Origin of the sequence: Aurantimonas manganoxydans SI85-9A1 (assembly GCF_000153465.1) — a bacterium.
GTDB classification, from domain to species: Bacteria; Pseudomonadota; Alphaproteobacteria; order Rhizobiales; family Rhizobiaceae; genus Aurantimonas; species Aurantimonas manganoxydans.
In genome coordinates this window covers 3473773-3497303 of the sequence record NZ_CH672387.1, presented here as the reverse complement: position 1 = coordinate 3497303, position 23531 = coordinate 3473773, and the positions used below count along the sequence as shown (strand labels likewise).

Below are 23531 nucleotides of genomic sequence, written 5' to 3'. Positions count from 1 at the left end.
TCGGGAAGCAGCCTCTCCATGAACGAACAAGTCTCCGTCCAGCCGACCGATCACGCCACCGGACCCGATCCGGATGCCGCGGACTGGTACAAGGACGCGATCATCTACCAGCTCCACGTGAAGACCTATCTCGATTCCAACGGGGACGGGATCGGCGACTTTGCGGGACTGCTGGAGAAGCTGGACTACATTCAAGCGCTGGGCGTGACGGCGATCTGGCTGCTGCCGTTCTATCCCTCGCCGCTGCGCGACGACGGCTACGACATCTCCGACTATCGCTCGGTCAATCCGTCCTACGGCAATATCGAGGACGTGGAGCGGCTGATCGCCGAGGCGCATCACCGCGGTATGCGGGTGATCACCGAGCTGGTCATCAACCACACCTCCGACCAGCATCCCTGGTTCCAGGCCGCCCGCAACGCGCCCAAGGGCTCGCCCGAGCGCGACTTCTATGTCTGGGCCGACGACGACAAGGGTTACGATCTGACCCGGATCATCTTCACCGACACCGAGACGTCGAACTGGACCTGGGACCCGGTCGCCAAGCAGTATTTCTGGCACCGCTTCTTCTCCCACCAGCCGGACCTGAACTTCGACAATCCGAAGGTTCTGGAGGAAGTGCTGTCAGTCATGCACTTCTGGCTGGACAAGGGCGTCGACGGGCTGAGGCTCGACGCGATCCCCTATCTGGTCGAGCGGGAAGGGACCAACAACGAGAACCTGCCGGAGACCCACGATGTCCTGAAGGCGATCCGCGCCAATCTGGACAAGCACTATCCCGACCGCATGCTCCTGGCCGAGGCCAATCAGTGGCCGGAGGACACCCGTCCCTATTTCGGCGACGGCGACGAGTGCCACATGGCGTTCCACTTCCCGCTGATGCCGCGCATGTACATGGCGGTGGCGCAGGAAGACCGGCACCCGATCACCGATATCATGCGGCAGACGCCGGAGATTCCGGCCAACTGCCAGTGGGCAATCTTCCTGCGCAACCATGACGAGCTGACGCTGGAAATGGTCACCGAGGAGGAGCGCGACTATCTCTGGTCGACCTATGCGGCCGACACCCGCGCCCGGATCAATCTCGGCATCCGCCGCCGGCTCGCCCCGCTGATGGGCAACGACCGCCGCAAGGTCGAGCTTCTCAACGCACTGCTGATGTCGATGCCCGGCACGCCGACCGTCTATTACGGCGACGAGATCGGCATGGGCGACAATTACTATCTCGGCGATCGCGACGGCGTGCGCACGCCGATGCAGTGGTCGGCCGACCGCAATGGCGGGTTCTCCCGCTCCGATCCGCAGCGGCTCTACCTGCCGGTGATCCAGGACCCGGTCTATGGCTACCAGGCCGTCAACGTCGAGGCGCAGTCGAACAACCCGGCGTCGCAGCTCAACTGGATGCGGCGCCTGATCCAGGTCCGGCGTACCAAGGAAGCCTTCGGCCGCGGCACGGTGAAGTTCCTCTATCCGTCGAACCGCAAGATTCTTGCCTATCTGCGCGAATATGGCGACGAGCGCATCCTGTGCGTGGCCAATCTGTCGTCCTCGGCGCAGGCGGTTGAGCTCGAACTCGCCGATTTCGCCGGCGTTATGCCGGTGGAGATGCTGGGTCTGTCGACCTTCCCGCAGATCGGGACGGGCACCTACATGCTCACTCTGCCGGCCTTCGGCTTCTTCTGGTTCGACCTCGCCGCGAGCGCGACGAGGGCGCCCGAGCCGACGCCGCTGCCGGCCTTCTCGACCCTGGTCGTCTCTGGCGATCTGAAGGGTACGATCAATGCGCGCAATCAGCACGAACTGGAATCGGTGCTGCCGGAATTCGTCCGCGGGCAGCGCTGGTTCGCCGCCAAGGCGGAGGGGCAGCGCAGCGTCTCGCTGGAAGTGCTCGGACCGCCGACGCCGAATTCCCGCCGCCATCTCTTCAACGAGATCGTCGTCGAGGCGGAGGACGGCCAGCACCGCTACTTCATGCCGCTCAGCGCCAAATGGGGCGAAGAGAACCTGAACTCGCAAGCGCCGTTGCTGCCCTACACCCTGACCAAGATCCGGCAGGGGCCGCGCATCGGCGCGGTGGTCGACGGCACGCGCGACCCGGATCTCGCCAAGCTCGTCGTCTCACTGATCGCGGCAGGCGTCGATATCGACCTCGGCGGTGCGTCCCTGCACGTCGCCGCGTCGGAGACCGAACGCGACACGCTGGCCAGAGCGTTGCTCGTCGAGCCGGAACAAATCCATGCGATCGCCGGCGAGCAGTCGAACACCTCCGTCCTTGTCGGGGACGAGGCGATCCTGAAGTTCTACCGCCGCTTGCGTGACGGCATTCAGCCGGAACTCGAGATCACCCGCTTCCTTACCGAGAAGACCGATTTCGAGGCTGCGCCCGCGCTGCTTGGCTCGATCGAACTGGTGCGCGAGGACGGCAGCCGCACGGCGATCGCGGCCCTGTTCGAGCAGGTCCGCAACCAGGGCGACGCCTGGACCGTCGTCACCGATGCGTTGGCGCGCTACCTGCGCGACCACGCCTATTCCAACGAGCCGGCCACGGAAGACGGTGCCGAGATAGCGCCGATGAGCGATCTGAAGCTCGCCATCCAGATTGATGTCGGCGACGTGCTCGGAACACGGACCGGCGAGATGCACGCGGCGCTGGCGACGGTCACCGGCGATCCGGCCTTCGATCCGGAGCCGATCGACACCGCCTCGCTGGCGGAGATGCTGGCCGAGGCCAAGCGCGAGGCGACGGATGCGCTGACCGTGCTGCGTCGCATGCGCGACAATGCCGGCGACGGCATCGGTCTGGACGTCGATCGCCTGCTTGGGGCCGAAAAGGACATCCTGACCTGGTTCGACGGCTTCATGGAGCTGACGGTCAATTCGCACCGGACCCGGATCCACGGCGACTACCATCTGGGCCAGGTTCTGGTCGCCAAGAACGACGTGGCGATCCTCGATTTCGAGGGCGAGCCGGGCCGCGACCTCGAAGAGCGGCGGCGCAAATCCTCGCCGCTGCGGGACGTGGCCGGCATGATCCGTTCCTTCGATTACGCCGCCTTCTCGGCTCGCGACAAGGCGGGCCCCGCCGACGAGGGCACCGTCGAGCGGCTGCGCGAAATGGCCGAGAGCTGGCGCGACGAGGTCACCGAGACCTTCCTTGCGCGCTGGAGCGAGGCCTCCGGCATGTCGCTTGCCGACCCGGCGACCGGGCAGTTGCTGGATCTCTTCGTGCTCCAGAAGGCTTTCTATGAACTGCGCTACGAAGCGACGATGCGCCCCGCATGGCTGTCGATCCCGCTGCGGGGAATCGTGGCGCTCCTCGAGAAACGACAGGTTTTGAAATGACGCTGACGAGTTCCTCTTCGCGCGGAGCGGCCGCTTCCACCGACCATCGCGCCGACGCGCATCAGATCGATGCCATCGGCCGCGGCATTCACGGCGATCCCTTCGGCGTGCTCGGACCGCGCAAGGCCGACGGCGGCACCATCGTGCGCGTCTTCCGGCCCGGTGCCGAGACGGCCGCGGTCGTGGACAGGACGGGCAAGCTCCTGGGCGAGCTGGAAGCGGGCGGTGCCGACGGCTTCCATTCGGGCTACGTGTCCGGCCTGAAACCGGACGACGCCTATCGCCTGCAGTTCAGCCATGGCGGCGAACGCTGGCAGGAAGAGGACACCTATCGCTTCGGCACGGTGCTGGGCGAGCAGGACGTCTATCTTCTGGCGGAAGGCAATCACTACCGCCTCTATGAGAAGCTCGGCGCCCATCCGACCGTCATGGATGGCGTCGAGGGCACGGCCTTCGCGGTGCTGGCGCCGGCCGCCCGGCGGGTGTCCGTGGTCGGCAATTTCAATTCCTGGGATGGCCGCCGCCATGTCATGCGCAAGCGCCATGAGTGCGGCGTGTGGGAATTGTTCATCCCCGCCGTCGGGCGCGGCGAGGTCTACAAATACGAGATCATCGGCGCGGACGGAAACCTGCTGCCGCTGAAGACCGATCCCGTCGGCTTCCTGCAGGAGATGGCACCGTCGACCGGCTCCATCGTCGACGGCCTCGTCGAGCACGAATGGAAGGACGACGAGTTTCAGGCCCATGCAGCCGACTGGCAGGATCGCGAGAAGCCGATCTCGATCTACGAGGTGCATCTGGGCTCCTGGCGGCGCGGTCCGGACAATGCCTATCTCGACTATGACGAACTGGCCGCCGAACTGGTGCCCTATGTCCGCGACATGGGCTTCACCCATGTGGAATTGCTGCCGGTCTCCGAGCATCCCTTCTACGGATCCTGGGGCTACCAGCCGATCGGCCTCTACGCGCCGACCTCGCGCTTCGGGTCGCCCGCAGGCTTCGCACGCCTCGTCGATGCGCTGCATCAGGCCGGCATCGGGGTGCTCCTCGACTGGGTTCCGGGTCATTTCCCGACCGACACCCACGGTCTCGGCCAGTTCGACGGCACCGCGCTCTACGAGCATCCCGATCCGCGTCGCGGCTTCCACAAGGACTGGAACACGCTGATTTACGATTACGGCCGGCCGGAAGTGGAGAACTTCCTGGTCGCCAACGGCCTCTACTGGCTCGACCGCTTCCACATCGACGGCCTGCGCGTCGATGCGGTTGCCTCGATGCTGTATCTCGACTATTCGCGCGAGCACGGCGAATGGGAGCCCAACATCCATGGCGGGCGCGAGAACCTCGAGGCCATGGCGTTCCTGAAGGACACCAACGAGCGGGTCGGCGAGTACTATCCCAAGGCGACGACCCACGCCGAGGAATCGACGGCCTTCCCGGACGTGTCACGCCCGACCTTCGCCGGCGGCCTCGGCTTCCACTTCAAGTGGAACATGGGCTGGATGCACGACACCCTGCATTACATGCAGGAAGACCCGATCAACCGGCGCTACCACCACCACCACATGACCTTCGGCATGGTCTACGCCTATTCGGAGAACTTCGTCCTGCCGCTAAGCCATGACGAGGTGGTCTACGGAAAGGGCTCGCTGCTCGGCAAGATGCCGGGCGACGAGTGGCAGAAATTCGCCAATCTGCGGGCCTATTTCGGCTTCATGTGGACCCATCCCGGCAAGAAGCTGATCTTCATGGGCGGCGAGTTCGGGCAGGTCGGCGAGTGGAACCACGACCGCTCCCTCGACTGGCACCTCCTCGATCAGCCCGGTCATGAGGGCATGCGCCGCCTCGTCCGCGATCTCAACACCATGTATCGCGAGATCCCGGCGCTCTACGAACTCGACTGCGATCCGGCCGGCTTCGAATGGGTCGACACGTCGAATGTCGAGCAGAGCGTCATCGCCTTCATGCGCAAGGACCGCGCCGGTAATCCGGTGCTGATCGTGTCGAACTTCACGCCGGTGCCACGCCACGACTACCGCATCGGCGTGCCGCTGCCCGGCAAATGGGTCGAACGCCTGAACACCGATTCGGAGATCTACGGCGGCTCCAATGTCGGCAACATGGGCGGCAAGGACGCCGAAGAGGTGTCGGTGCACGGCCGGCCCTACTCGATCCCGCTGTCGCTGCCGCCGCTCGGCACCGTCGTGCTTGTGCAGCAAGACTGAGCCACTGCAAATCGGGGAGGCGGCCTCATCGCCGCCGTTCCGTCGCGGGCGCTGCTGACATGAGGGCGTTGACCGCGTAGAACCGAATGCGTGACGGGGGCGCCTGCCGGAAACGGCAGGCTGAGAAGCACCCTTCGAACCTGACCCGGATAATGCCGGCGGAGGGAGTCGCGGCGGGGTCTCTCACATGCTCCGTCGGGCTCGTCGTCGGCCAGGAGCCGACCTTGATGCCAAGCCAGTCCACCATCCGCAACGTTCTCTCGATCGCCGGCTCGGACCCGTCCGGCGGGGCCGGCATCCAGGCCGATCTCAAAACTTTCGCGGCGAACGGCGTCTATGGCATGGCGGTCATCACCGCGCTGACCGCCCAGAACACGCGAGGCGTCAGCGGCGTCGAACTGGTCTCGCCCGACTTCGTCACCCGCCAGATCGACGCGGTCTTTGCCGATATCCGCGTCGATGCGGTGAAGATCGGCATGATCGCCACCGCCGGGATCGCCCGTGCCGTCGCCGATGCGCTGAAACGGCACAAGGCGCGAAACGTCGTTCTCGACCCGGTCATGGTCGCCAAGGGCGGCGACCGGCTGTTGGCCGAGGAGGCCGTGGCGGCGTTACGCAGCGAACTCGTACCCCTTGCCGACATGATCACGCCGAACCTGCCGGAAGCGGCGGTGCTGCTCGATGCGGCGGAAGCCACCGACCGCACCGAGATGGAGGCCACGGCGACCCGTCTGCAGGCGCTGGGCTGCGGCTCGGCGCTGTTGAAGGGCGGTCATCTGGGCGGCGACGATAGCCCGGACCTGCTGGTCACGACCACGCAGGGTCAATGGTTCGAGGGCGCGCGACTTCAAACCCGCAACACCCATGGCACTGGCTGCACCCTGTCCTCGGCGCTGGCGGCGCAGTTGGCGCTGACCGGCGACGCGTTCGCCGCGGTGAGGATCGCCAAGGCGTTTGTTGCGGGCGCCATCGGTGCGGCGGATCGGCTCGACGTCGGATCGGGGCACGGTCCGACGCACCATTTCCACCGTTACTGGTAGCTCGGCGCTCGGCTCAGGAAGCCTGCAGCAGGGCGTCGTCCGCAGGCGGTCCAGCCTCCTGGACGTCCACCGCGACAGCCTCGACGCGGTCGCGGCCCATGGATTTTGCGCGGTAGAGCGCCTGGTCGGCGGCCGTCAGCAGGCCGTTCAGGTCGCGGTTCGCCTCGTTGGTCGCCACGCCGGCACTGACGGTGGCCGCGATCGACCGGCCGCCGACCGTGCGGGCCTGGTTGGCAAATCCGCGCACGATCGCCTTTGCGATGACCGCCGGCTCGTGCTTGTCGCGGCGCCGGACGAGGGCGGCGAACTCCTCACCCCCGAGCCGGGCGAAGACGTCGGTCGGACGCAGATGGTCGGCGGTGCTGTCGACGAACAGCTTGATGACCTCGTCGCCGCAGCCATGCCCGTGATCGTCGTTGATCTTCTTGAAGCGATCGAGATCGAACAGGAGCAGGGCCACGTCGCCGGCATCGGCGTCGTTGAGAAGCGCGGTCGCCTTGGTCGTGAAGGCCCGGCGGTTGTCGATGCCAGTGAGGAAGTCGGTTTCCGACAGGCGGCGCAGGGACTGCTCATGCCGCCCGCGCACCATGGCGATGACGAGATAGGTACTCACACCGATCATCAGGATCGCCTGGGTCATCACCAGCGTGAACAGGAAGCCGGTCATCAATTGCTGGTCGGAGACGGCGGCCGGCAGGCCGACCAGCATCACGCGCAGGGCGCAGAACAGACCATGCGCACCGAAGGCCGCGCTGAGGATCAGGGCCGGTCCGCTGCGGGCTGTCGGGTTGAGCAGGGTCAGCGCGATGGCCAGCGAATAGAAGGCGGAAATGGTCGAGATCACGGCGACCCGGGCCTCGACGCTCCCTGCCGCCGGGGACAGCCCGTAGAACAGCAGCCAGACGACCGGCCCGGCATACCACCAGAGGCTCGTTTTCACATCGCAGAACCGGGCGAAGCCGACATAGAGCAGCGCGTAGCCTGAGAGCAGCAGCGCATTGGCCCCGCCGATGGCCACCGCATAGAATTCGAACACCCGCAGCGGCGCCGTGGCCGCAGCCAGCGCGATCAGACCCATGCCGGCACTCCAGTACAGCAGCGCCCTCTCGCGCAGATTCCGCCACTCGACCAGATGGCAGAGGCTGGCGCTGAAACAGAGCGCGCTCAAGACAAGGAGCATCGTGGGGGTATGGATCTGCATGTGCCCGCGAAAAACGAAGATGACGTAGGGATACTAGCGCGAAAGATGTCGACGCTTCGTTACGACTTGCAACGATGAGTCCGCAAGAAGCCTCAGTCGCTCGCGGCATTGGCGTCGTCCAGCGGGACCACGTCGACGGCATGCGAGGTCTGCTGGTGGCCGGCGGTTACGACGACACCCGCGACCGGGGCGACGTCGTCATAGTCACGGCCCATCGCCACGATGATGTGGCCCTGTTCCACCGCGACGCCGTTGGTCGGGTCGAACCCGACCCAGCCGGCATCCGGGCCGAGCCACGCGGCGGCCCAGGCATGCATGGAATCGGCGCCTTCGAGGCGCGGCTGTCCGGGCGGCGGCTCGGTGCGCAGGAAGCCGCTGACATAGGCCGCGGGAATGCCGGCGCCGCGCAGGCCCGCCACCATCACATGCGCGAAGTCCTGGCAGACCCCGCGGCGGCGCGCAAAGGCTTCGGCGACGCCGGTGCGCACGTCGGTCGCGCCGGGCTCGTAGGCGAATTCGTCCTGGATGCGCCTGGCCAGCGCCAGCACTCCCGAGCCCGCCTGCGGCGCCTCGTCGAGGCTCGAAGCGGCATAGGCAGTGATGTCGCTGGCCGGCACGATGCGGCGACTGCGGCCGAGGAAATGGATCGGCGACAGCGCGTCGCTGCCGCGCCAGGTGATCACGGCGTCGGCGACGGCATCGGCCGTCGGCGTTGCCGCCAGGTCGACCGGTGCGCGGTCGACCCGCACGCGGGCGCGCATCTCGACGGCCAGTTCGCCATGCGGTCGGCGGAACGCCACGTCCTCGACCGGATTGCCGAAGAAATCATGCTCGTGATGATGCTCGTCGGGATCGGGCGAGACGACGACGGTCGAGGCGAGGACGCGCTGGCCGCTGTCGTTGCGGGGCCGCGCATAGAGGAGATGGCGGGCATCGGCGACGGCGGAGGGATAGGCGCAGCCGATCTGCAGGCGAATGTCGTAGATCATTCCGGGCCGCCCCCGTCCGTCGGGGTCGCCGGCCCGGCCATCAGATAGCGCCGCCCGATCAGATCCGACAAAAGCCCGAGATCGCCGGCGACACGTTCGAGGAAGGGGGTGTCGACTTCCGCCGCTACGGCGGTTTCCAGCCGGACCTTGAGGCGTGCCACACGGCGGAACAGCATGTCCGGCGTCTCGCCGGACTTCACGCCGGGCAGTTCCACCAGCCGCGCCTCCAGATCATTGACCTGGAAGGCGAGCGACCGCGGATTGAGCGGATCGAGAAGGGTAAGGTCGACGACCGTCTCCTGCGACAGATCCACCGAATAGCGGCGGCGATAGGTGACGCGGCTGTCGGTGAATTCGAGGAGGGCTTCCAGTGCACCCTCCGGCGGCGCGTCGCGCATCAGCGTCGCCGCGATCAGCGCCGACATCTGGCCGCGCTCGATCCGCCGGCCGCATTGCATGAAGCGCCAGCCGGTGAACTGGTACATGTTCTCGCGCACCAGGCCCGTGAAGCCCGACAGCCGTGTCAGGATCTGGCTGGTCAGCGCCACGATATCCCGGTCATCGTCGGCGATGGCCTGTTCGATCAGCTCGACGATCTCGTTCAGGCTGCGCCAGCCATCGGGCGAAAACCGGTCGCGGATGCGCGAGGCGGTGCTGGCGGCCTGGCGGGCCAGCATCAGGAGACCCGTTGCGGGGTCCGCCGGCGGGATCGAGACGCCGAGCCCTGACAGAAGCGTCGCGACGCTGGCCTCCACCTCGGCCAGCCGCTGGCCTTCGCCGGCCCGTGCCGCGTAGAGTCGCAGAAGCCGGGTGGCGACCTCGCAGCGTTCGGCATAGCGGCCGAGCCAGTAGAGATTGTCGGCGGCCCTTGCTGGCAGCGCCCCCGGCAGCCGCCGCAGGAAACGGTCGCCCGAGCCGAGCAGCGTGACCGGGCTCGCCGGCGTCTCGGAGGGGATCCAGACGTCGGTGGAACGGCCACCCTTCTGCATGGAGACGACACGGGCGTCGCGGGAATCGGCAATGCGGGCAAAGCCGCCCGGCATCACATGCCAGCCATCCTCGTCGCGCGCGAGAAAGACCCGCAGGGTCACCGGTCGCGGTTCCAGCACGCCGTCGACGAAGGCCGGCGCGGTGGACAGGCGAGCGATCTCCTGGCCGACCAGCCGGAACCCCTCCGCAACGAGCCGCGATCCGCTGTCGCCGGTATCGAAGGCCGGCCCGGCATCGCCGGTCGTGGCCGATGGCGGGAACGCGTCGGCCAGTTGCAGCCGGTCGCGATGGGCCGCGACATGGGCCCGCTCCGCCTCCTGGCCGCACCACCATGTCGCCACCGTCGGCAGCGCCAGCCGGCGACCGATCAGCGCCTCGGCCAGCGGTTCCTGGAACGCCATCAGGGCGCGGCTTTCCAGAATGCCCGAGCCCGGCGCGTTGACCATCGCCAGCGTCCCGGCGCGGACGGCGCGCAGCAGGCCGGGCGTGCCGATCCGCGAGCCGGAGAACAGCTCCAGCGGGTCGCAGAAATCGGCGTCGAGCCGGCGCCACAGGACGTTGATGGCGCGGGTGCCGTCGACGGTGCGCACATCGACGCGGTCGCCATGCACGACGAGGTCGCCGCCCTCCAGCAGCAGGAGGCCGAGATAGCGGGCGAGATAGGCCTGTTCGTAATAGGTGTCGTTGTGGGGCCCCGGCGTCAGAAGGCCGATGCGCGAGGCGTCGGGCCCGGCCAGCCTGTAGAGGCTGTCGCGGAAACGCTGGAAGAAGCCGGCCAGCCGCTCGACATTCATGTCGCGGGTGAGTTCGGGGAAGGCCTTGGCGGTGGCGACCCGGTTTTCCAGCGCGAAGCCGGCGCCGGACGGCGCCTGTGTGCGGTCGCCCAGGACCCACCAGCGCCCGTCGGGACCGCGGCCGAGATCCATGGCGATGAAGCGGATCAGCGGTTCGCCGGACAGTCCCTGGTCGGCGACGGGGCGCAGGAATTCCGGATTCTGGCCGAGGATCGGGCCGGGCAGGGTGCCCTCGGTGATCAGCCGGCGCTGGCCGTAGAGGTCGGCCAGCAGCCGTTCCAGGAAGTCGGCGCGTTCGACCAGCCCATCCGACAGGGACTGCCACGCCGCCGGATCGAGCACCAGCGGCGGCTGCGACAGCGGCCAGTCGCGCTCGACCTCGCTCGCGTCGCCATAGACCCGGTGGAAGACGCCGGCTTCGCTGAGATATTGCCGGGCGCTGCGGAACCGCGCGTCGCGCTCGCCCTCCGCCATGGTCCCCAAGGCATCGATCAGCGGCCGGTAATGCGGACGCACCGAGCCGTCCCGCGCCAGCATCTCGTCATGGCCGGTGCCGACAAGGGCGGCGTAGCGGGCGAGAGCGGACGCGGGATCACGGAACTGCATGCTTTTTCGTAAAACTCCTGACCAGATGGGCTATAGCCGCATTCGCTCTCTGGACCTAGCAAGAGATTGGACACCATGCGCGCACACCTTGCCAGCCTGCTGCGCTCGCGCCGCTGGGAATACTTCATCATCACCGTCATCGTGATCAACGCGATCACGCTCGGCCTCGAGACCGATCCCTGGATGATGGCGACCTTCGGCTCGCTCTTGGTGGCGCTCGACCAGACGATCGTCGTCGTCTTCGTGATCGAGATCTGCCTGCGCATCTACGCCTTCGGGTGGCGGTTCTTCCGTGATCCCTGGAGCCTGTTCGACTTCGCCATCGTGGCGATCGCGCTGATGCCGGCGACCGGGCCGCTGACGGTGCTGCGCGCCCTGCGCATCCTGCGGGTGATGCGGCTGATCTCGGTGGTGCCCTCGCTGCGCCGGGTCATCGGCGGGCTGATTGCGGCGCTGCCCGGCATGGGCTCGATCGTCGTCCTCCTGCTTCTGGTCTTCTACGTCTTCTCGGTGATGGCGACCAAGCTCTACGGCGCGACCTTCCCCGAATGGTTCGGCAGCATCGGCGCGTCGATCTACACGCTGTTCCAGGTGATGACGCTGGAAAGCTGGTCGATGGGCATCGTGCGGCCGGTGATGGAAGCGCACCCCCATGCCTGGCTGTTCTTCGTGCCGTTCATCCTGTCGACGACCTACGCCGTCCTGAACCTGTTCATCGGTGTCATCGTCTCGGCCATGCAGGAGGAGCATCAGGCCGTCGTCGAGGCCGAGCAGGAGCAGGTGCACGACGAGAACATGCAGGTGCTCGCCGAGTTGCGGGCCCTGCGCAGCGAGCTCGCGGAGATCAAGACGCGGCTCGCCTGAGGCGGCGGGCCGATCCGGCAGGCCCGCCCGTGGTGTGCGGGCCTGCCGGTGTCCTTGTGATCGCGACCTAGGCGAGGCCGGCGGGACGCCGCAGGTCGAGGGTCGTTGGGAAGGTCGCGTTGGGCCGCTCGCCGATCGGCTCGTAGGTGCCGGGCGTGTGGCCGATTTCCTCGAAGCGGGCGAGACGCCGCGCCTCGGCCTCGTAGGAATTGACCGGGAACGTATCGTAGTTGCGACCGCCCGGATGGGCGACGTGATAGACGCAGCCGCCCAGCGAGCGCTTCGACCAGCGATCGTAGATGTCGAAGGTCAGCGGCGCGTCGACGGGCAGGGTGGGGTGCAGGCCCGAGGCCGGCTGCCACGCCTTGAAGCGCACGCCCGCCACCGCGTCCTTGCCGCTGCCGGTCGGCGTCATCGGCACCTCGCGGCCGTTGCAGGTGAGCATGTGGCGCGCCGGATCGAAGCCGCTCATCTTCGCCTGCAGCCGCTCGACCGAGGAATCGACGAAGCGCACCGTGCCGCCGATGGCGCCCGTCTCGCCCATCACGTGCCAGGGCTCCAGCGCCTGACGCAGCTCCAGTGAAACACCACTGCGCTCGATCCGTCCGCAGAAGGGGAAGCGGAACTCGGCCTGCGCCTCGAACCATTCGGCCCGCATCGGATAGCCGGCCGCACCGAGGTCGGCGAGCACGTCGGTGAAGTCCTGCCAGACGAACTCGGGCAGCATGAAGCGGTCGTGCAGGGTGGTGCCCCAGCGCACGAAGCGGCCGGTCTCCGGCGTCTTCCAGAACTTGGCGATCAGCGCCCGGATCAGGAGCTGCTGGGCAAGGCTCATCCGCGCGTCCGGCGGCATCTCGAAGCCGCGGAACTCGACGAGGCCGAGGCGGCCCGTCGGACCGTCGGGGGAGAACAGCTTGTCGATGCAGATCTCGGCCCGATGGGTGTTGCCGGTCACGTCAATCAGGAGATTGCGGAACAGCCGATCAGTCATCCACGGCGCGACGGAGGTGGAATCCTCCGGGATCTGCGCCATGGCGATCTCGAGCTCGTAGAGCTGGTCGTGGCGCGCCTCGTCGATGCGTGGCGCCTGGCTCGTCGGTCCGATGAACAGGCCGGAGAACAGATAGGACAGCGACGGATGGCGCTGCCAGTAGAGGACCAGCGACTTCAAAAGGTCCGGCCGCCGCAGGAAGGGCGAGTCCAGCGGCGTCGCGCCGCCGACCACCACATGGTTACCGCCGCCGGTGCCGGCATGCTTGCCATCGATCATGAACTTGTCGGTGCCCAGCCGCGACTGCCGCGCCTCCTCGTAGACGGCCGTCGTGATGTCGACGCTCTCGCGCCATGACGCGGCGGGATGGACATTGACCTCGATGACGCCCGGGTCGGGCGCGACGCGGATGACGTTGAGGCGCGGATCGGCCGGCGGGGCGTAGCCCTCGATCTGGATCGGCAGGTTTTCGGCTTCCGCCACCTCCTCGACCGCGCCGAGGAGGTCGAGATAGGCCTCGGCCGTCTCCAGCGGCGGCATGAACACGCACAATTTGCCGTCGCGCGGCTCGATGGCGATGGCCGTGCGCACCGCGCCGAGGATGGCATTGGGGCTCGGCTCGGCCGGAGGCGTCGGCGCCGCGGTGCCGGCACTCGACGTCATGCCGGCGCTGCCGATCGACTGGCGCATCGTTCCGGCGGGGCCCTCCATTGTCTGCTCGGCCGTGTCGTCCCGCTGGCTCTGCATTTCGACGCGGCCGTACTGGGTGCGGTTCTGCGGCGGCAGCGGCGGGAAGGGCTGCATCGGATCGGCCGGGTGGATGTAGGGATAGTCTTTCGACTCCAGATGCGGGATCGCGCCGAGCGGCAGGCGGTAGCCCAGCGCACTGTCGCCGGGGGCGAGGAACAGATGTCCGCGCCGTGTCGTCCAGCGCTCCGACTGCCAGCGCAGGGCGCGCTCGCCGCGTCCCTGCCACGCCTGCACCGGCAGGACATAGCCGGTCGGCTTGGACAGGCCGCGCGAGAACACCGTCGCCAGACGGGCGCGTTCCTCCGGGTCCTCCAGCTTGGAATCGGTCGGCTCGACATTTTCGGGAAGCTGCGCCTCGCGGGCGAGCCAGTAGGCGGAGTCCTCATAGGCCGGGGCGGCGTAGTCGGGCGACACGCCGATCGCCTCGGCGACCTTGCGCGACAGGCGCTCGGCCTCTTCGGGCCCGACCGGGCGCGCCTCGGTCTCGCGCGCCACCAGTTCGGCGTTCTTCCAGACCGGCACGCCATCCTTGCGCCAGTAAAGCGAGAAGGTCCAGCGCGGCAGGGTCTCGCCCGGATACCATTTGCCCTGGCCATAATGCAGGAAACCGTCGGGCGCGAAACGGTCGCGCAGGCGCCGGATCAGGTCGTCGGCGAGGCCACGCTTCATCGGGCCGGTCGCGTCGGCGTTCCATTCCGGCGACTCGAACTCGTCGATCGAGACGAAGGTCGGCTCACCGCCCATGGTCAGGCGGACGTCGTTCTCCACCAGTTCGCGGTCCACGGTCTCGCCGAGTTCGTCCAGCGCCTGCCAGCTTTCCTCGGAGAAGGGGTAGGACACGCGCGGCCGTTCGGAGATGCGATCGACGGTCATCTCGAAGTCGAATTCGACCTCGGCGAAGCTGACGGCGCCCGAGATCGGCGCAGCCGAACGGTAATGCGGCGTGGCGGCCAGCGGCACGTGGCTCTCGCCGGTCATCAGGCCGGAGGTGGGATCGAGGCCGATCCAGCCAGCGCCGGGCAGATAGACCTCGGCCCAGGCGTGCAGGTCGGTGAAATCGACATCGGTGCCCGTGGGGCCGTCGAGGGCGACCTGATCGGGCTTCAATTGGATCAGATAGCCGGAGACGAAGCGGGCGGCGAAGCCGAGATGGCGCAGGATCTGGACCAGCAGCCAGGACGTGTCGCGGCACGAGCCCGAGCGGTTCTGCAGCGTTTCGTCCGGCGTCTGAACGCCCGGCTCCATGCGCACCAGATAGGTGATCTCCTGCTGCAGCGTCCGGTTGAGGCCGACGAGGAAATCCACCGTATGGGTCTCGCTGCGGTCGAGGTCTTCCAGATAGCGGGTCAGCAGCGGACCGGCGGGCTCTGCACCGAGATAGGCGGAGAGGTCTGTCTTCAGCGGCTCCTCGTACTGGAACGGCCATGCCTCGGCCGCTTCCTCGACGAAGAAGTCGAACGGATTGTAGACCGTCATGTCGGCCAGGAGATCGACCTCGATGCGGAATTCGGTGGCTTCCTCCGGGAACACCAGCCGCGCGAGGTAGTTGCCGAAAGGATCCTGTTGCCAGTTGATGAAGTGGTTCTCCGGCAGGATCTTCAGCGCGTAGGACGGCACCCTTGTGCGCGAATGCGGCGCCGGCCGCAGCCGGATGACCTGCGGGCCGAGCCTGACCGGACGGTCGTAGCGGTAATGGGTGACATGGTGCAGGGCTGCTAGGATCGACATCGGAACTTTCGTGCAGGTCACTCGGAACGCGGCGGGGCGGATGCTGCAGACGTTCCTTGACCATAAGGCCGGGACGGTCCCCGGCAAGCTCTCCCATCCCCCTGCAGGGGATGCGGACCGATTTATTTGCCTCCGGTGCCGGAAAGCCGGAACCTGCCGCCCATCGGCGCATTGATGCGCGCTGGCTGCTAACGCCACGTCAGGCGCCGCAAAGGTATTGAAGATGAAGCTGTTTTCCTGTCCGTCCTGCTCGCACACCGTGTTCTTCGAAAACACTGTCTGCGAGCGGTGCAATCACGCGCTCGGCTATGAGCCGCAGGCCAATCGTATCCTGGCGCTGGAGGCCGACGAGGGGATCTGGAAGTCGGTCGGCGCCTACAGCGATGCCGGCCGCTGGAAATACTGCCAGAACAGCGAATATGGCGTCTGCAACTGGCTGATCCCGGGCGACAGCGCCGACAGCCTGTGCGCGGCCTGCCGGCACAATGTCACGGTGCCCGACCTCGGCGACACCGAGAAGGTCGATCTGTGGCGCAGCATGGAGATCGCCAAGCACCGGATGATCTACACGGCGATGCGGCTCGGCCTGCCGCTGGTGACCCGCGAGGAGGACGATGAGGGCCTGGGCTTCGACTTCCTGTCGAACGATCCGGGCACGAATGAATCGGTCATGACCGGCCATGACGACGGGCTGATCACCATCGCGCTGGTCGAGGCGAACGACGCCGAGCGCGAGAAGCGCCGGACATCGATGGGCGAGCCCTATCGCACGCTGCTTGGCCATTTCCGCCACGAGGTCGGCCACTGGTACTGGGACCGGCTGGTCCGCGACGGCGGTGCGCTGGACGCCTGCCGGGCGATCTTCGGCGACGATACCGTCGATTACGGCGACGCGCTGCAGACCCACTACGCCAACGGGCCGAAGCCGAACTGGCAGGACGAATACGTCTCGTCCTATGCCGGTGCCCATGCCTGGGAGGATTTCGCCGAGACCTGGGCGCATTACTTCCACATCGTCGATACGCTGGAGACCGGCCGCAGCTGGGGCGTCATCGTCAATCCGCGGGTTGACGAGGCGGGACTGCTCAGCACGCGGATCGATTTCGACGTCTTCTCGGAAGGTGTCACGACGCAGGAGATCGCCGGGGCGTGGCTGCCGCTCTCGGCGGCGCTGAACTCGTTTAACCGTTCGATGGGGCACCAGGATCTCTATCCCTTCGTCCTGTCCGAAACGGTGATCGGCAAGCTCGGCTTCATCCACGATCTGGTCCATGGCCGGATCGGCAACGCGACGGGCAAGGCCGGCGCGCACCGCGGCTGACGAGCAGGTCGCGGCCATCGAAATTACCCGGCGCGGACCGGGCCGGCGGTGGCACAAATGCCATTCGCGTGAGTTAGGCTGATGCGAGCCGGGGACGGAAGCCGCGTCGGTCGGCAAGGCGGTCGCAGCGACACGACCAGCCATCGCGTGCAGCGCGGCCGGACCGCATCGGTCCATGGAACTGACGGGACAGGCATATGACAAGCGGCAATCGTTTCTCCTTCGACACGTCCTGGGGCACACAGCATGGGGATGACGGGACCGTCTTCCGGCTCTGGGCGCCCGGCGCCGGACATGTCGATCTCGTCGTTGGACGCCAAGGCGGTGAGAACGACTTCCTTGCGATGGAGAAGGACGCCGCCGGCTGGTGGCGGATCACGACCGATCAGGTCGCCGTCGGCAGGGGCTACGGTTTCCGCGTCGATGGCGGGATGGTCGTTCCGGACCCCGCGGCGCGTGCGCAGATGGGCGACGTGCACGGCCTGTCGAAACTGGTCGATCCGCGATCCTATGCCTGGAAGACAGCCGACTGGGCCGGCCGGCCCTGGGAAGAGGTGGTGTTCTACGAGCTCCACACCGGCACCTTCACCGAGGCCGGCACTTTCGAGGCGATGATCGAGCGGCTCGACTATCTGCGGGATCTCGGGATCACCGCGGTCGAACTGATGCCCGTCGCCCAGTTCGGTGGCCGTCGCGGCTGGGGCTATGACGGCGTGCTGCTGTACTGCCCGCACGAGGTCTATGGCGGCGTCGACGGTCTCAAGCGGCTGGTCGACGCGGCGCATGAGCGCGGCCTGATGGTCTTCCTTGACGTCGTCTACAACCATTTCGGACCGGATGGGAACTACATCGGCTCCTATGCGCCGGAGTTCTTCCACGAAGAGATCCATACCCCCTGGGGTGCGGCGATCGCCTATGACGAAGCGCCGGTGCGCGAGTTCATGATCGACAATGCGCTCTACTGGCTCGAGGAATACCGGATCGACGGCCTGCGCCTCGACGCCATCGACTCCATCAAGGACACGACCGACACCCCGCTGGTGAAGGAACTGGCCACGCGGGTCCGGGCGGCCTTTCCCGATCGCCACGTGCATCTGACCACCGAGGACGACCGCAACATCACCTGGCATGTCGCCCGCGACGAGGCCGGGCAGCCGACGCTGGTCTCGGGCGAATGGAACGACGATTTCCACCACTGCGCCCATGTCATCGCGACCCATGAATACGACAATTACTATGCCGACTATGTCGGCCACAGCGTCGAGCAGATGGCCAAGTGCCTGGCCACCGGTTTCGTCTTCCAGGGCGAGTATTCCGAGCATCGCGGCCGCGAGGTGGGCGAGAATTCGGCCCATCTGCCGCCGACCGCCTTCGTCAATTTCGTCCAGAACCACGACCAGATCGGTAATCGCGCCTTTGGCGACCGGCTGACGGATCTCGGCTCGCGCCGCGCGGTCGAATGCCTGCAGGCCATCCTGCTCCTGTCGCCGCAGATCCCGCTGATGTTCATGGGCGAGGAGTTCGGCGACACCCATCCCTTCAGCTTCTTCACCGATTTCGACGGCGAGCTCGGCACCGCTGTGCGCGAGGGCCGGCGCAACGAATTCGCCAAGTTCGGAGCGTTCCAGGACGAGGAAGCGCGACAGCTGATTCCCGACCCGAACGAGGAAAGCACCTTCCACAATTCGCGCGTCGACTGGACCATGCCCGAGCGGCCGACCTATCGGCGCCGACTGGAACTGACGCGGCAATTGCTGGCCAAGCGCCAGTCCGCGATCGTCCCGCTTCTGAAGGGCATTGGCGGCAATGGCGGCACGTGGTTCGCGTCGGACGCGTCCAAGGCCTTCGTCGTGGCCTGGGAACTGGCCGGGGGAACGGTGCTGCACCTCTTCGCCAATCTCGACGACGAGCCGTGGCCGATCCCCGACACGGTTGCCAAGAGCGATCTGACCTGCGGCACGCTGGTGCACGCCTATCCCAAGGGCGCCGACGAGCATCTGACGAGCGGCATTCTGCCGGGCACCTCTGTGGTGTTCCGCCTCGAAAGCCAGAACCTGATCGCGGGGCCAGTCTCTTGAGCCGGGCCCTGCAGGACCTCGCGGAAAGCCACGGCATCCAGGTCGAATACACGTCCGAGATGGGCGAGCCGGTCCGCATTTCCGATGCGGCGGTGCACAGCCTGCTGGCGGCGCTCGGCATCGATCCGGACGCTGGCGCGAAAGGCAGCTTTGCCGAAGCCCATCACAAGCCTGAACGCACCTGCGCGCTGCCGGCAGCGGTGAAGGGGCAGCGTCGCTGGGGCGTTGCCTGCCAGCTCTACGGTCTGCGCTCGGCGCGCAATCTCGGCCTCGGCGATTTCACCGATCTCGCCGATCTGGCGGTGACCGCGGCACGCGAGGGCGCCTCCTTCGTCGGGGTCAATCCGCTGCATGCCCTGTTCATGGCCGATGCCGGCCGCTTCAGCCCCTATTCGCCCTCGACCCGCAGTTTCCTCAATCCGCTCTACATCGCCATCGACCGCCTCAACGGCGGCGACGGGGTGCTGGCCGCGTTGCGCCGTGAAAGCCCGGAGCTGTTCGATGCGCTCGACGGCGACCTCGTCGATTATCCGGCCGTCGGCCAGGTGAAGCGGCTGGCGCTGGAGCGGGTCTTCGCAGCGAGGCGCGCCGAGATCGAGGCCTCCGAGGCCTTTGCCCAATTCCGGGCAGCCGGCGGCGAGGCGCTGGCGGGTTTCGCCCTGTTCGAGGCGATCTCCGAAGCGCAGGTGGCCGATGGCGGCCATGCCGGCTGGCACAACTGGCCGCAGGAACTGCAGGACCGCACGAGCCCGGCGGTCGCGGAATTCGCAGCCGCCCATGCCGACAGGCTGACCTTCCATGCGTGGCTGCAGTTCACCGCCGAAACGCAGCTGGCGGCGGCACAGGCCACCGCCCGGTCCGCCGGCATGACGATCGGTCTCTATCTCGATCTGGCCGTCGGCGTTGCGCCGGACGGCGCCGAGACCTGGAGCGATCCGTCGCTGACGGTCAATGCGGCCCGGGTCGGCTCGCCCCCGGACATGTTCAACAGCCAGGGCCAGGACTGGGGCCTCGCGCCGCTGTCGCCCAAGGTGCTGGCCGAGCGCGACTACCGGCCGTTGCGCGCCTCCTTCGAGGCGCTGACCCGCCATGCCGGCGCCGTCCGCATCGATCATGCCATGGGTCTGGCACGGCTTTGGTGGATCCCGCAGGATGCCGGCTCCTCGGGCGGCGGCTATGTCCGCTATCCGCTCGGGGCGATGGTCGACGCCGTGGCCGAAGCCTCCGAAGCCAATGAATGCCTGGTCATCGGCGAGGATCTCGGTACGGTCCCGGAAGGTTTTCGCGGCACGATGGAGGACGCCAACATTCTGTCCTACCGCGTTCTCTACTTCGAGCGGCAGGACGACCGTTTCGTCGAGCCGCAGGACTATCCCGAACTGGCGCTGGCCTGCGTCTCCACCCACGATCTGGCGACGCTCGCCGGTTGGTGGACGGGCGCCGACGTCCAGCTGCGCGCCGAGGCCGGCACCCAGGACGAGGCCGCGACCGAGCGCGATCTCGCTGCGCGCCGCCACGACCGCGTGGCATTGCTGGCAGCGCTCGCCAAGGCGAAGCTGCTGCCGAAGGACATGGAGGCGCTGACCCTTGCGGGCGGTGCCGATCTGCCCGAGGCGCTGCCGGCGGAGATTGCCGTCGCCGTCCATCGCTATGTCGCGCGCACGCCGTCGCTCCTCCTGACCGTGCAGCTCGAGGACATGGTGGGACAGGAGCGCCAGCCGAACCTGCCCGGCACCACCGACCAGTATCCCAATTGGCGCATCCGATCCGACGTGCCCCTCGAGGGGCTGATCGACCACGAGCGCTTCCGGGCCATGGCCAGGGCCATGCGCGAAGAAAGGCCGAACACATAATGAGCCGCCAACTCGTCGCCACCTATCGCCTGCAGTTTCGCGAGGGCACCGATTTCGCGGTTGCCGCGGATCTCGCCGCCTATGTCGGCAAGCTGGGCGCCAGCCATCTCTACGCCTCGCCGATCTTCGCCGCCTCGCCGGGCTCCACCCACGGCTACGACGTCACCGACTACAATTCCTTCGAGGAGGATCTGGGCGGGGTCGCCGGCTTCACCAGGATGAGCGACGCGCTGGTGAAGGCCGATCTCGGCCTGATCCTCGACTTCGTGCCGAACCACATGGGCGTCTCGCCGACCAACCACTGGTGGGAGGACGTGCTGCGCTGGGGCCGCGAAAGCCGCTATGCCGGCACCTTCGACATCTCCTGGGAGGCCGAGAAGATCCTCGTGCCGGTACTGGCCAAGCCTTATGGCGAAGCGCTCGCCGACGGTGACCTCTCCGTCGTCTTCGACGAGCCGACCTCCAGCCTGCGCTTCGACGCCTCCGGCTACGGCCTGCCGATCGATCCGCGCACCTATGGCCAGATCTTCGGCCTGATGGATCATCCGGACAAGGACCGGCTGATCCGCCGCTTCGCCGTCTCGACGCCGACCGAGGCCGACGAGATGACCGAGCGGTTCCACGAGCATCTCGCCGATCCGGCCTTCCGCTCCGCGCTGGACAAGGCGCTGGCGACGATCCGGGGCGATCAGGCCGCGCTGCACGATCTGCACGAAGCGCAGGCCTGGCGGCTGGCCTGGTGGCGCACGGCCCGCGAGAAGCTGACCTATCGCCGGTTCTTCGAGATCGCCGACCTGATCGGCGTGCGCCAGGAATCGCGCCGGGTGTTCCGCGAATCCCACCAGATGGTAATGCGGCTGGCCCGCGAGCGCCGGCTCGACGGCATCCGCATCGACCATGTCGACGGCCTCGCCGATCCGAAGGGCTATCTGGAGGATCTGCGCCAGGCGTTTCATTCGGTTCGCCGCTCGCCCTCGATCCATGTCGAGAAGATCCTGACCGGCGACGAGCGCCTGCGCACGTCCTGGGAGATCGCCGGCACGACCGGCTACGAATTCATCACTGCCCTGTCGGGGCTTTACGTCGACGCCGCTCGCGAGGCGCCGATGACCGACGCCTATCACGACTTCCTCGGCGAGGAGGAAGACCTGCGGGCCATGATCACCCGGCAGAAGCGGGCGATCTTCCAGCGCAACCTCGCCGGTGAACTGTCCTATCTGACGGGCCTCGCCCTGTCGGTGGCCGGGCGCGGCCTTGCGACCCGCGATCTGGGCGCCGACACCATGGCCCGCGCCATCGTCGAGGTGGCGACGGCGCTGCCGGTCTACCGCACCTATGTCTCGGTCGACGGCGTGCCGCGCCGCGATATCGCGATCATCGACGACGCGGTCGATCTGGCCATGACCGGCCGCGAGGTCGAGGCGGATGAGCCGATCCAGTTCATCGGCCGGCTCTTGAAGCTCGATTTCGAGGACGGCGCCGATGTCGCCGGCGCCCTCGATTTCACCCGCCGCCTGCAGCAGACTACCGGCGCGGTGATGGCCAAGGCCGTCGAGGACACGGTGTTCTACCGCTACAACCGCCTGATCGCGCTGAACGAGGTGGGCGGCGAGCCGGATCATTACGGCGCCGATGTCGATCTCTTCCACGAGGCGATGCAGATCCGGGTCGAGGATCAGCCGGAAGGCATGCTGGCCACCTCGACCCACGACACCAAGCGCGGTGAGGACGCCCGGGCGCGGCTTTACACGCTGTCGGAGGCGCCGGAGCACTGGCAGTCGCTCGTGCGCGGATACGCCGAGCAGCTCGCGCCGTACCGGCATTCCATCGAAGGCGGCCAGATGGAAGCGCCCGAGCCGGCGACGGAATGGGGCCTCTACCAGTCGCTGCTCGGCGTCCTGCCGACGGATTTCGACCCGGCCGACACCGACGCCTGTGCCGCGATCGCAGAACGCCTGGCCGCCTATGCCGAGAAGGCGGTGCGCGAGGCCAAGCGCTGGACCAGCTGGACCTCGCCGGCCGAAGCCTATGAAGCCGGCGTGCAGGACTTCGTCCATGCGCTGCTCGACCCGAAGAAGACCGGCGATTTCCTCTCCAGCTTCTGGGCGGCGGCGCAGCCCTTCGTGGCCGCCGGCGTGCTGAATTCGCTGTCCCAGACAGCGATCAAGATGGCGGCGCCGGGCGTACCCGACATCTACCAGGGCACCGAGTTCTACGATTTCTCCCTGGTCGATCCGGACAACCGGCGGACCGTCGACTTCGCGTCGATCTCAGCCGCCCTTTTGGAAGCGGGCAATCCGGCGGACGCGCTGGCCGACTGGCGCAGCGGCCATCTGAAGGCGATGATCGTCGCGCGCGGACTGGCGATGCGCCAGCGTGCGCCGGCGCTGTTCACCACGGGGGCCTATGTGCCGCTGGCCGTCGAGGGCGCGATGGCGGCGCATGTCGTCGCCTTTGCCCGCACCGACGAGGCCGGACACGCCGCGATCACCATCGCGCCGCGGCTGTGCCTGACCCTGCTGGACGGGCGCGAGGCGATCGACGTGCCGGCCGAGCGTTGGCAGGAGACGTCGATCCGCCTGCCGGAGGGGCTCGCCGGCCGCACCTACCGCGACGTGGTCACCGGGCAGGAGCATGAACTGCCCACCGAGCTGTCCCTGGCGACGGTGCTGGCGCAGCTTCCCTTCGCGTTGCTCGAGGCCATCTGATCGAGTTGAGTCCGGGGCGAGGGGACCTTCGCCCCGGAGGCAGGCAAGGCG

General features: G+C 67.3%; 12 protein-coding genes and 1 riboswitch. Of the genes, 8 read left to right on the top strand and 4 right to left on the bottom strand.

Annotated features, from left to right (window positions below):
- Positions 1-18: 18 nt before the first annotated feature.
- The 3 genes from treS to thiD all read left to right on the top strand — a co-directional run bounded on the left by treS (position 19) and on the right by thiD (position 6607).
- Complete coding sequence (gene treS / locus SI859A1_RS16430) at positions 19-3342, top strand: maltose alpha-D-glucosyltransferase (RefSeq protein ID WP_009210822.1); 3324 nt, start codon at positions 19-21, stop codon at positions 3340-3342.
- Positions 3339-5567: a 1,4-alpha-glucan branching protein GlgB gene (gene glgB / locus SI859A1_RS16425; RefSeq protein WP_009210821.1), complete on the top strand. Its 2229-nt coding sequence runs from the start codon at positions 3339-3341 to the stop codon at positions 5565-5567. Before treS ends, glgB begins: the two co-directional genes overlap by 4 nt.
- Positions 5568-5652: 85 nt before the next feature.
- Positions 5653-5751: riboswitch (TPP riboswitch) on the top strand.
- A gap of 43 nt (positions 5752-5794) precedes the next feature.
- Positions 5795-6607 carry a bifunctional hydroxymethylpyrimidine kinase/phosphomethylpyrimidine kinase gene (gene thiD / locus SI859A1_RS16420; RefSeq protein ID WP_040325929.1) on the top strand — a complete coding sequence of 271 codons (813 nt, stop codon included), beginning with the start codon at positions 5795-5797 and terminating at the stop codon, positions 6605-6607.
- A gap of 13 nt (positions 6608-6620) precedes the next feature.
- Here thiD and SI859A1_RS20470 read toward each other — a convergent pair whose 3' ends face one another.
- From SI859A1_RS20470 to SI859A1_RS16405, 3 genes are all read right to left on the bottom strand, one after another.
- Entirely contained in the window at positions 6621-7775 is a 1155-nt protein-coding gene (locus SI859A1_RS20470; RefSeq protein ID WP_050767565.1) for a GGDEF domain-containing protein, read from the bottom strand.
- 125 nt (positions 7776-7900) lie between these two features.
- Entirely contained in the window at positions 7901-8797 is an 897-nt protein-coding gene (locus tag SI859A1_RS16410) for a transglutaminase family protein (RefSeq protein WP_009210818.1), read from the bottom strand.
- Entirely contained in the window at positions 8794-11187 is a 2394-nt protein-coding gene (locus tag SI859A1_RS16405) for a circularly permuted type 2 ATP-grasp protein (protein ID WP_009210817.1), read from the bottom strand. The genes SI859A1_RS16410 and SI859A1_RS16405 overlap by 4 nt, the downstream gene beginning before the upstream one ends.
- A gap of 75 nt (positions 11188-11262) precedes the next feature.
- Here SI859A1_RS16405 and SI859A1_RS16400 point away from each other — a divergent pair, with 75 nt between their 5' ends.
- The gene (locus SI859A1_RS16400; protein ID WP_009210816.1) at positions 11263-12051 is read left to right on the top strand and encodes an ion transporter; all 789 of its coding nucleotides are present in this window, start codon (positions 11263-11265) and stop codon (positions 12049-12051) included.
- A gap of 67 nt (positions 12052-12118) precedes the next feature.
- Here the strand turns inward: SI859A1_RS16400 and SI859A1_RS16395 are convergent, their stop codons facing one another.
- Entirely contained in the window at positions 12119-15520 is a 3402-nt protein-coding gene (locus SI859A1_RS16395; protein ID WP_009210815.1) for a transglutaminase family protein, read from the bottom strand.
- Between the two features lie 223 nt (positions 15521-15743).
- Between SI859A1_RS16395 and SI859A1_RS16390 the strand changes: the two genes are divergently transcribed.
- From SI859A1_RS16390 to treY, 4 genes are all read left to right on the top strand, one after another.
- Positions 15744-16841: a zinc-binding metallopeptidase family protein gene (locus SI859A1_RS16390; protein ID WP_040326668.1), complete on the top strand. Its 1098-nt coding sequence runs from the start codon at positions 15744-15746 to the stop codon at positions 16839-16841.
- A 197-nt stretch (positions 16842-17038) separates the two neighbouring features.
- Complete coding sequence (gene treZ, locus SI859A1_RS16385; protein ID WP_009210813.1) at positions 17039-18919, top strand: malto-oligosyltrehalose trehalohydrolase; 1881 nt, start codon at positions 17039-17041, stop codon at positions 18917-18919.
- Positions 18916-20772, top strand: coding sequence for a 4-alpha-glucanotransferase (malQ, locus tag SI859A1_RS16380; protein WP_009210812.1), 1857 nt, complete (start codon positions 18916-18918; stop codon positions 20770-20772). The genes treZ and malQ overlap by 4 nt, the downstream gene beginning before the upstream one ends.
- Complete coding sequence (treY, locus tag SI859A1_RS16375; protein ID WP_009210811.1) at positions 20772-23480, top strand: malto-oligosyltrehalose synthase; 2709 nt, start codon at positions 20772-20774, stop codon at positions 23478-23480. The genes malQ and treY overlap by 1 nt, the downstream gene beginning before the upstream one ends.
- Positions 23481-23531: the final 51 nt, after the last annotated feature.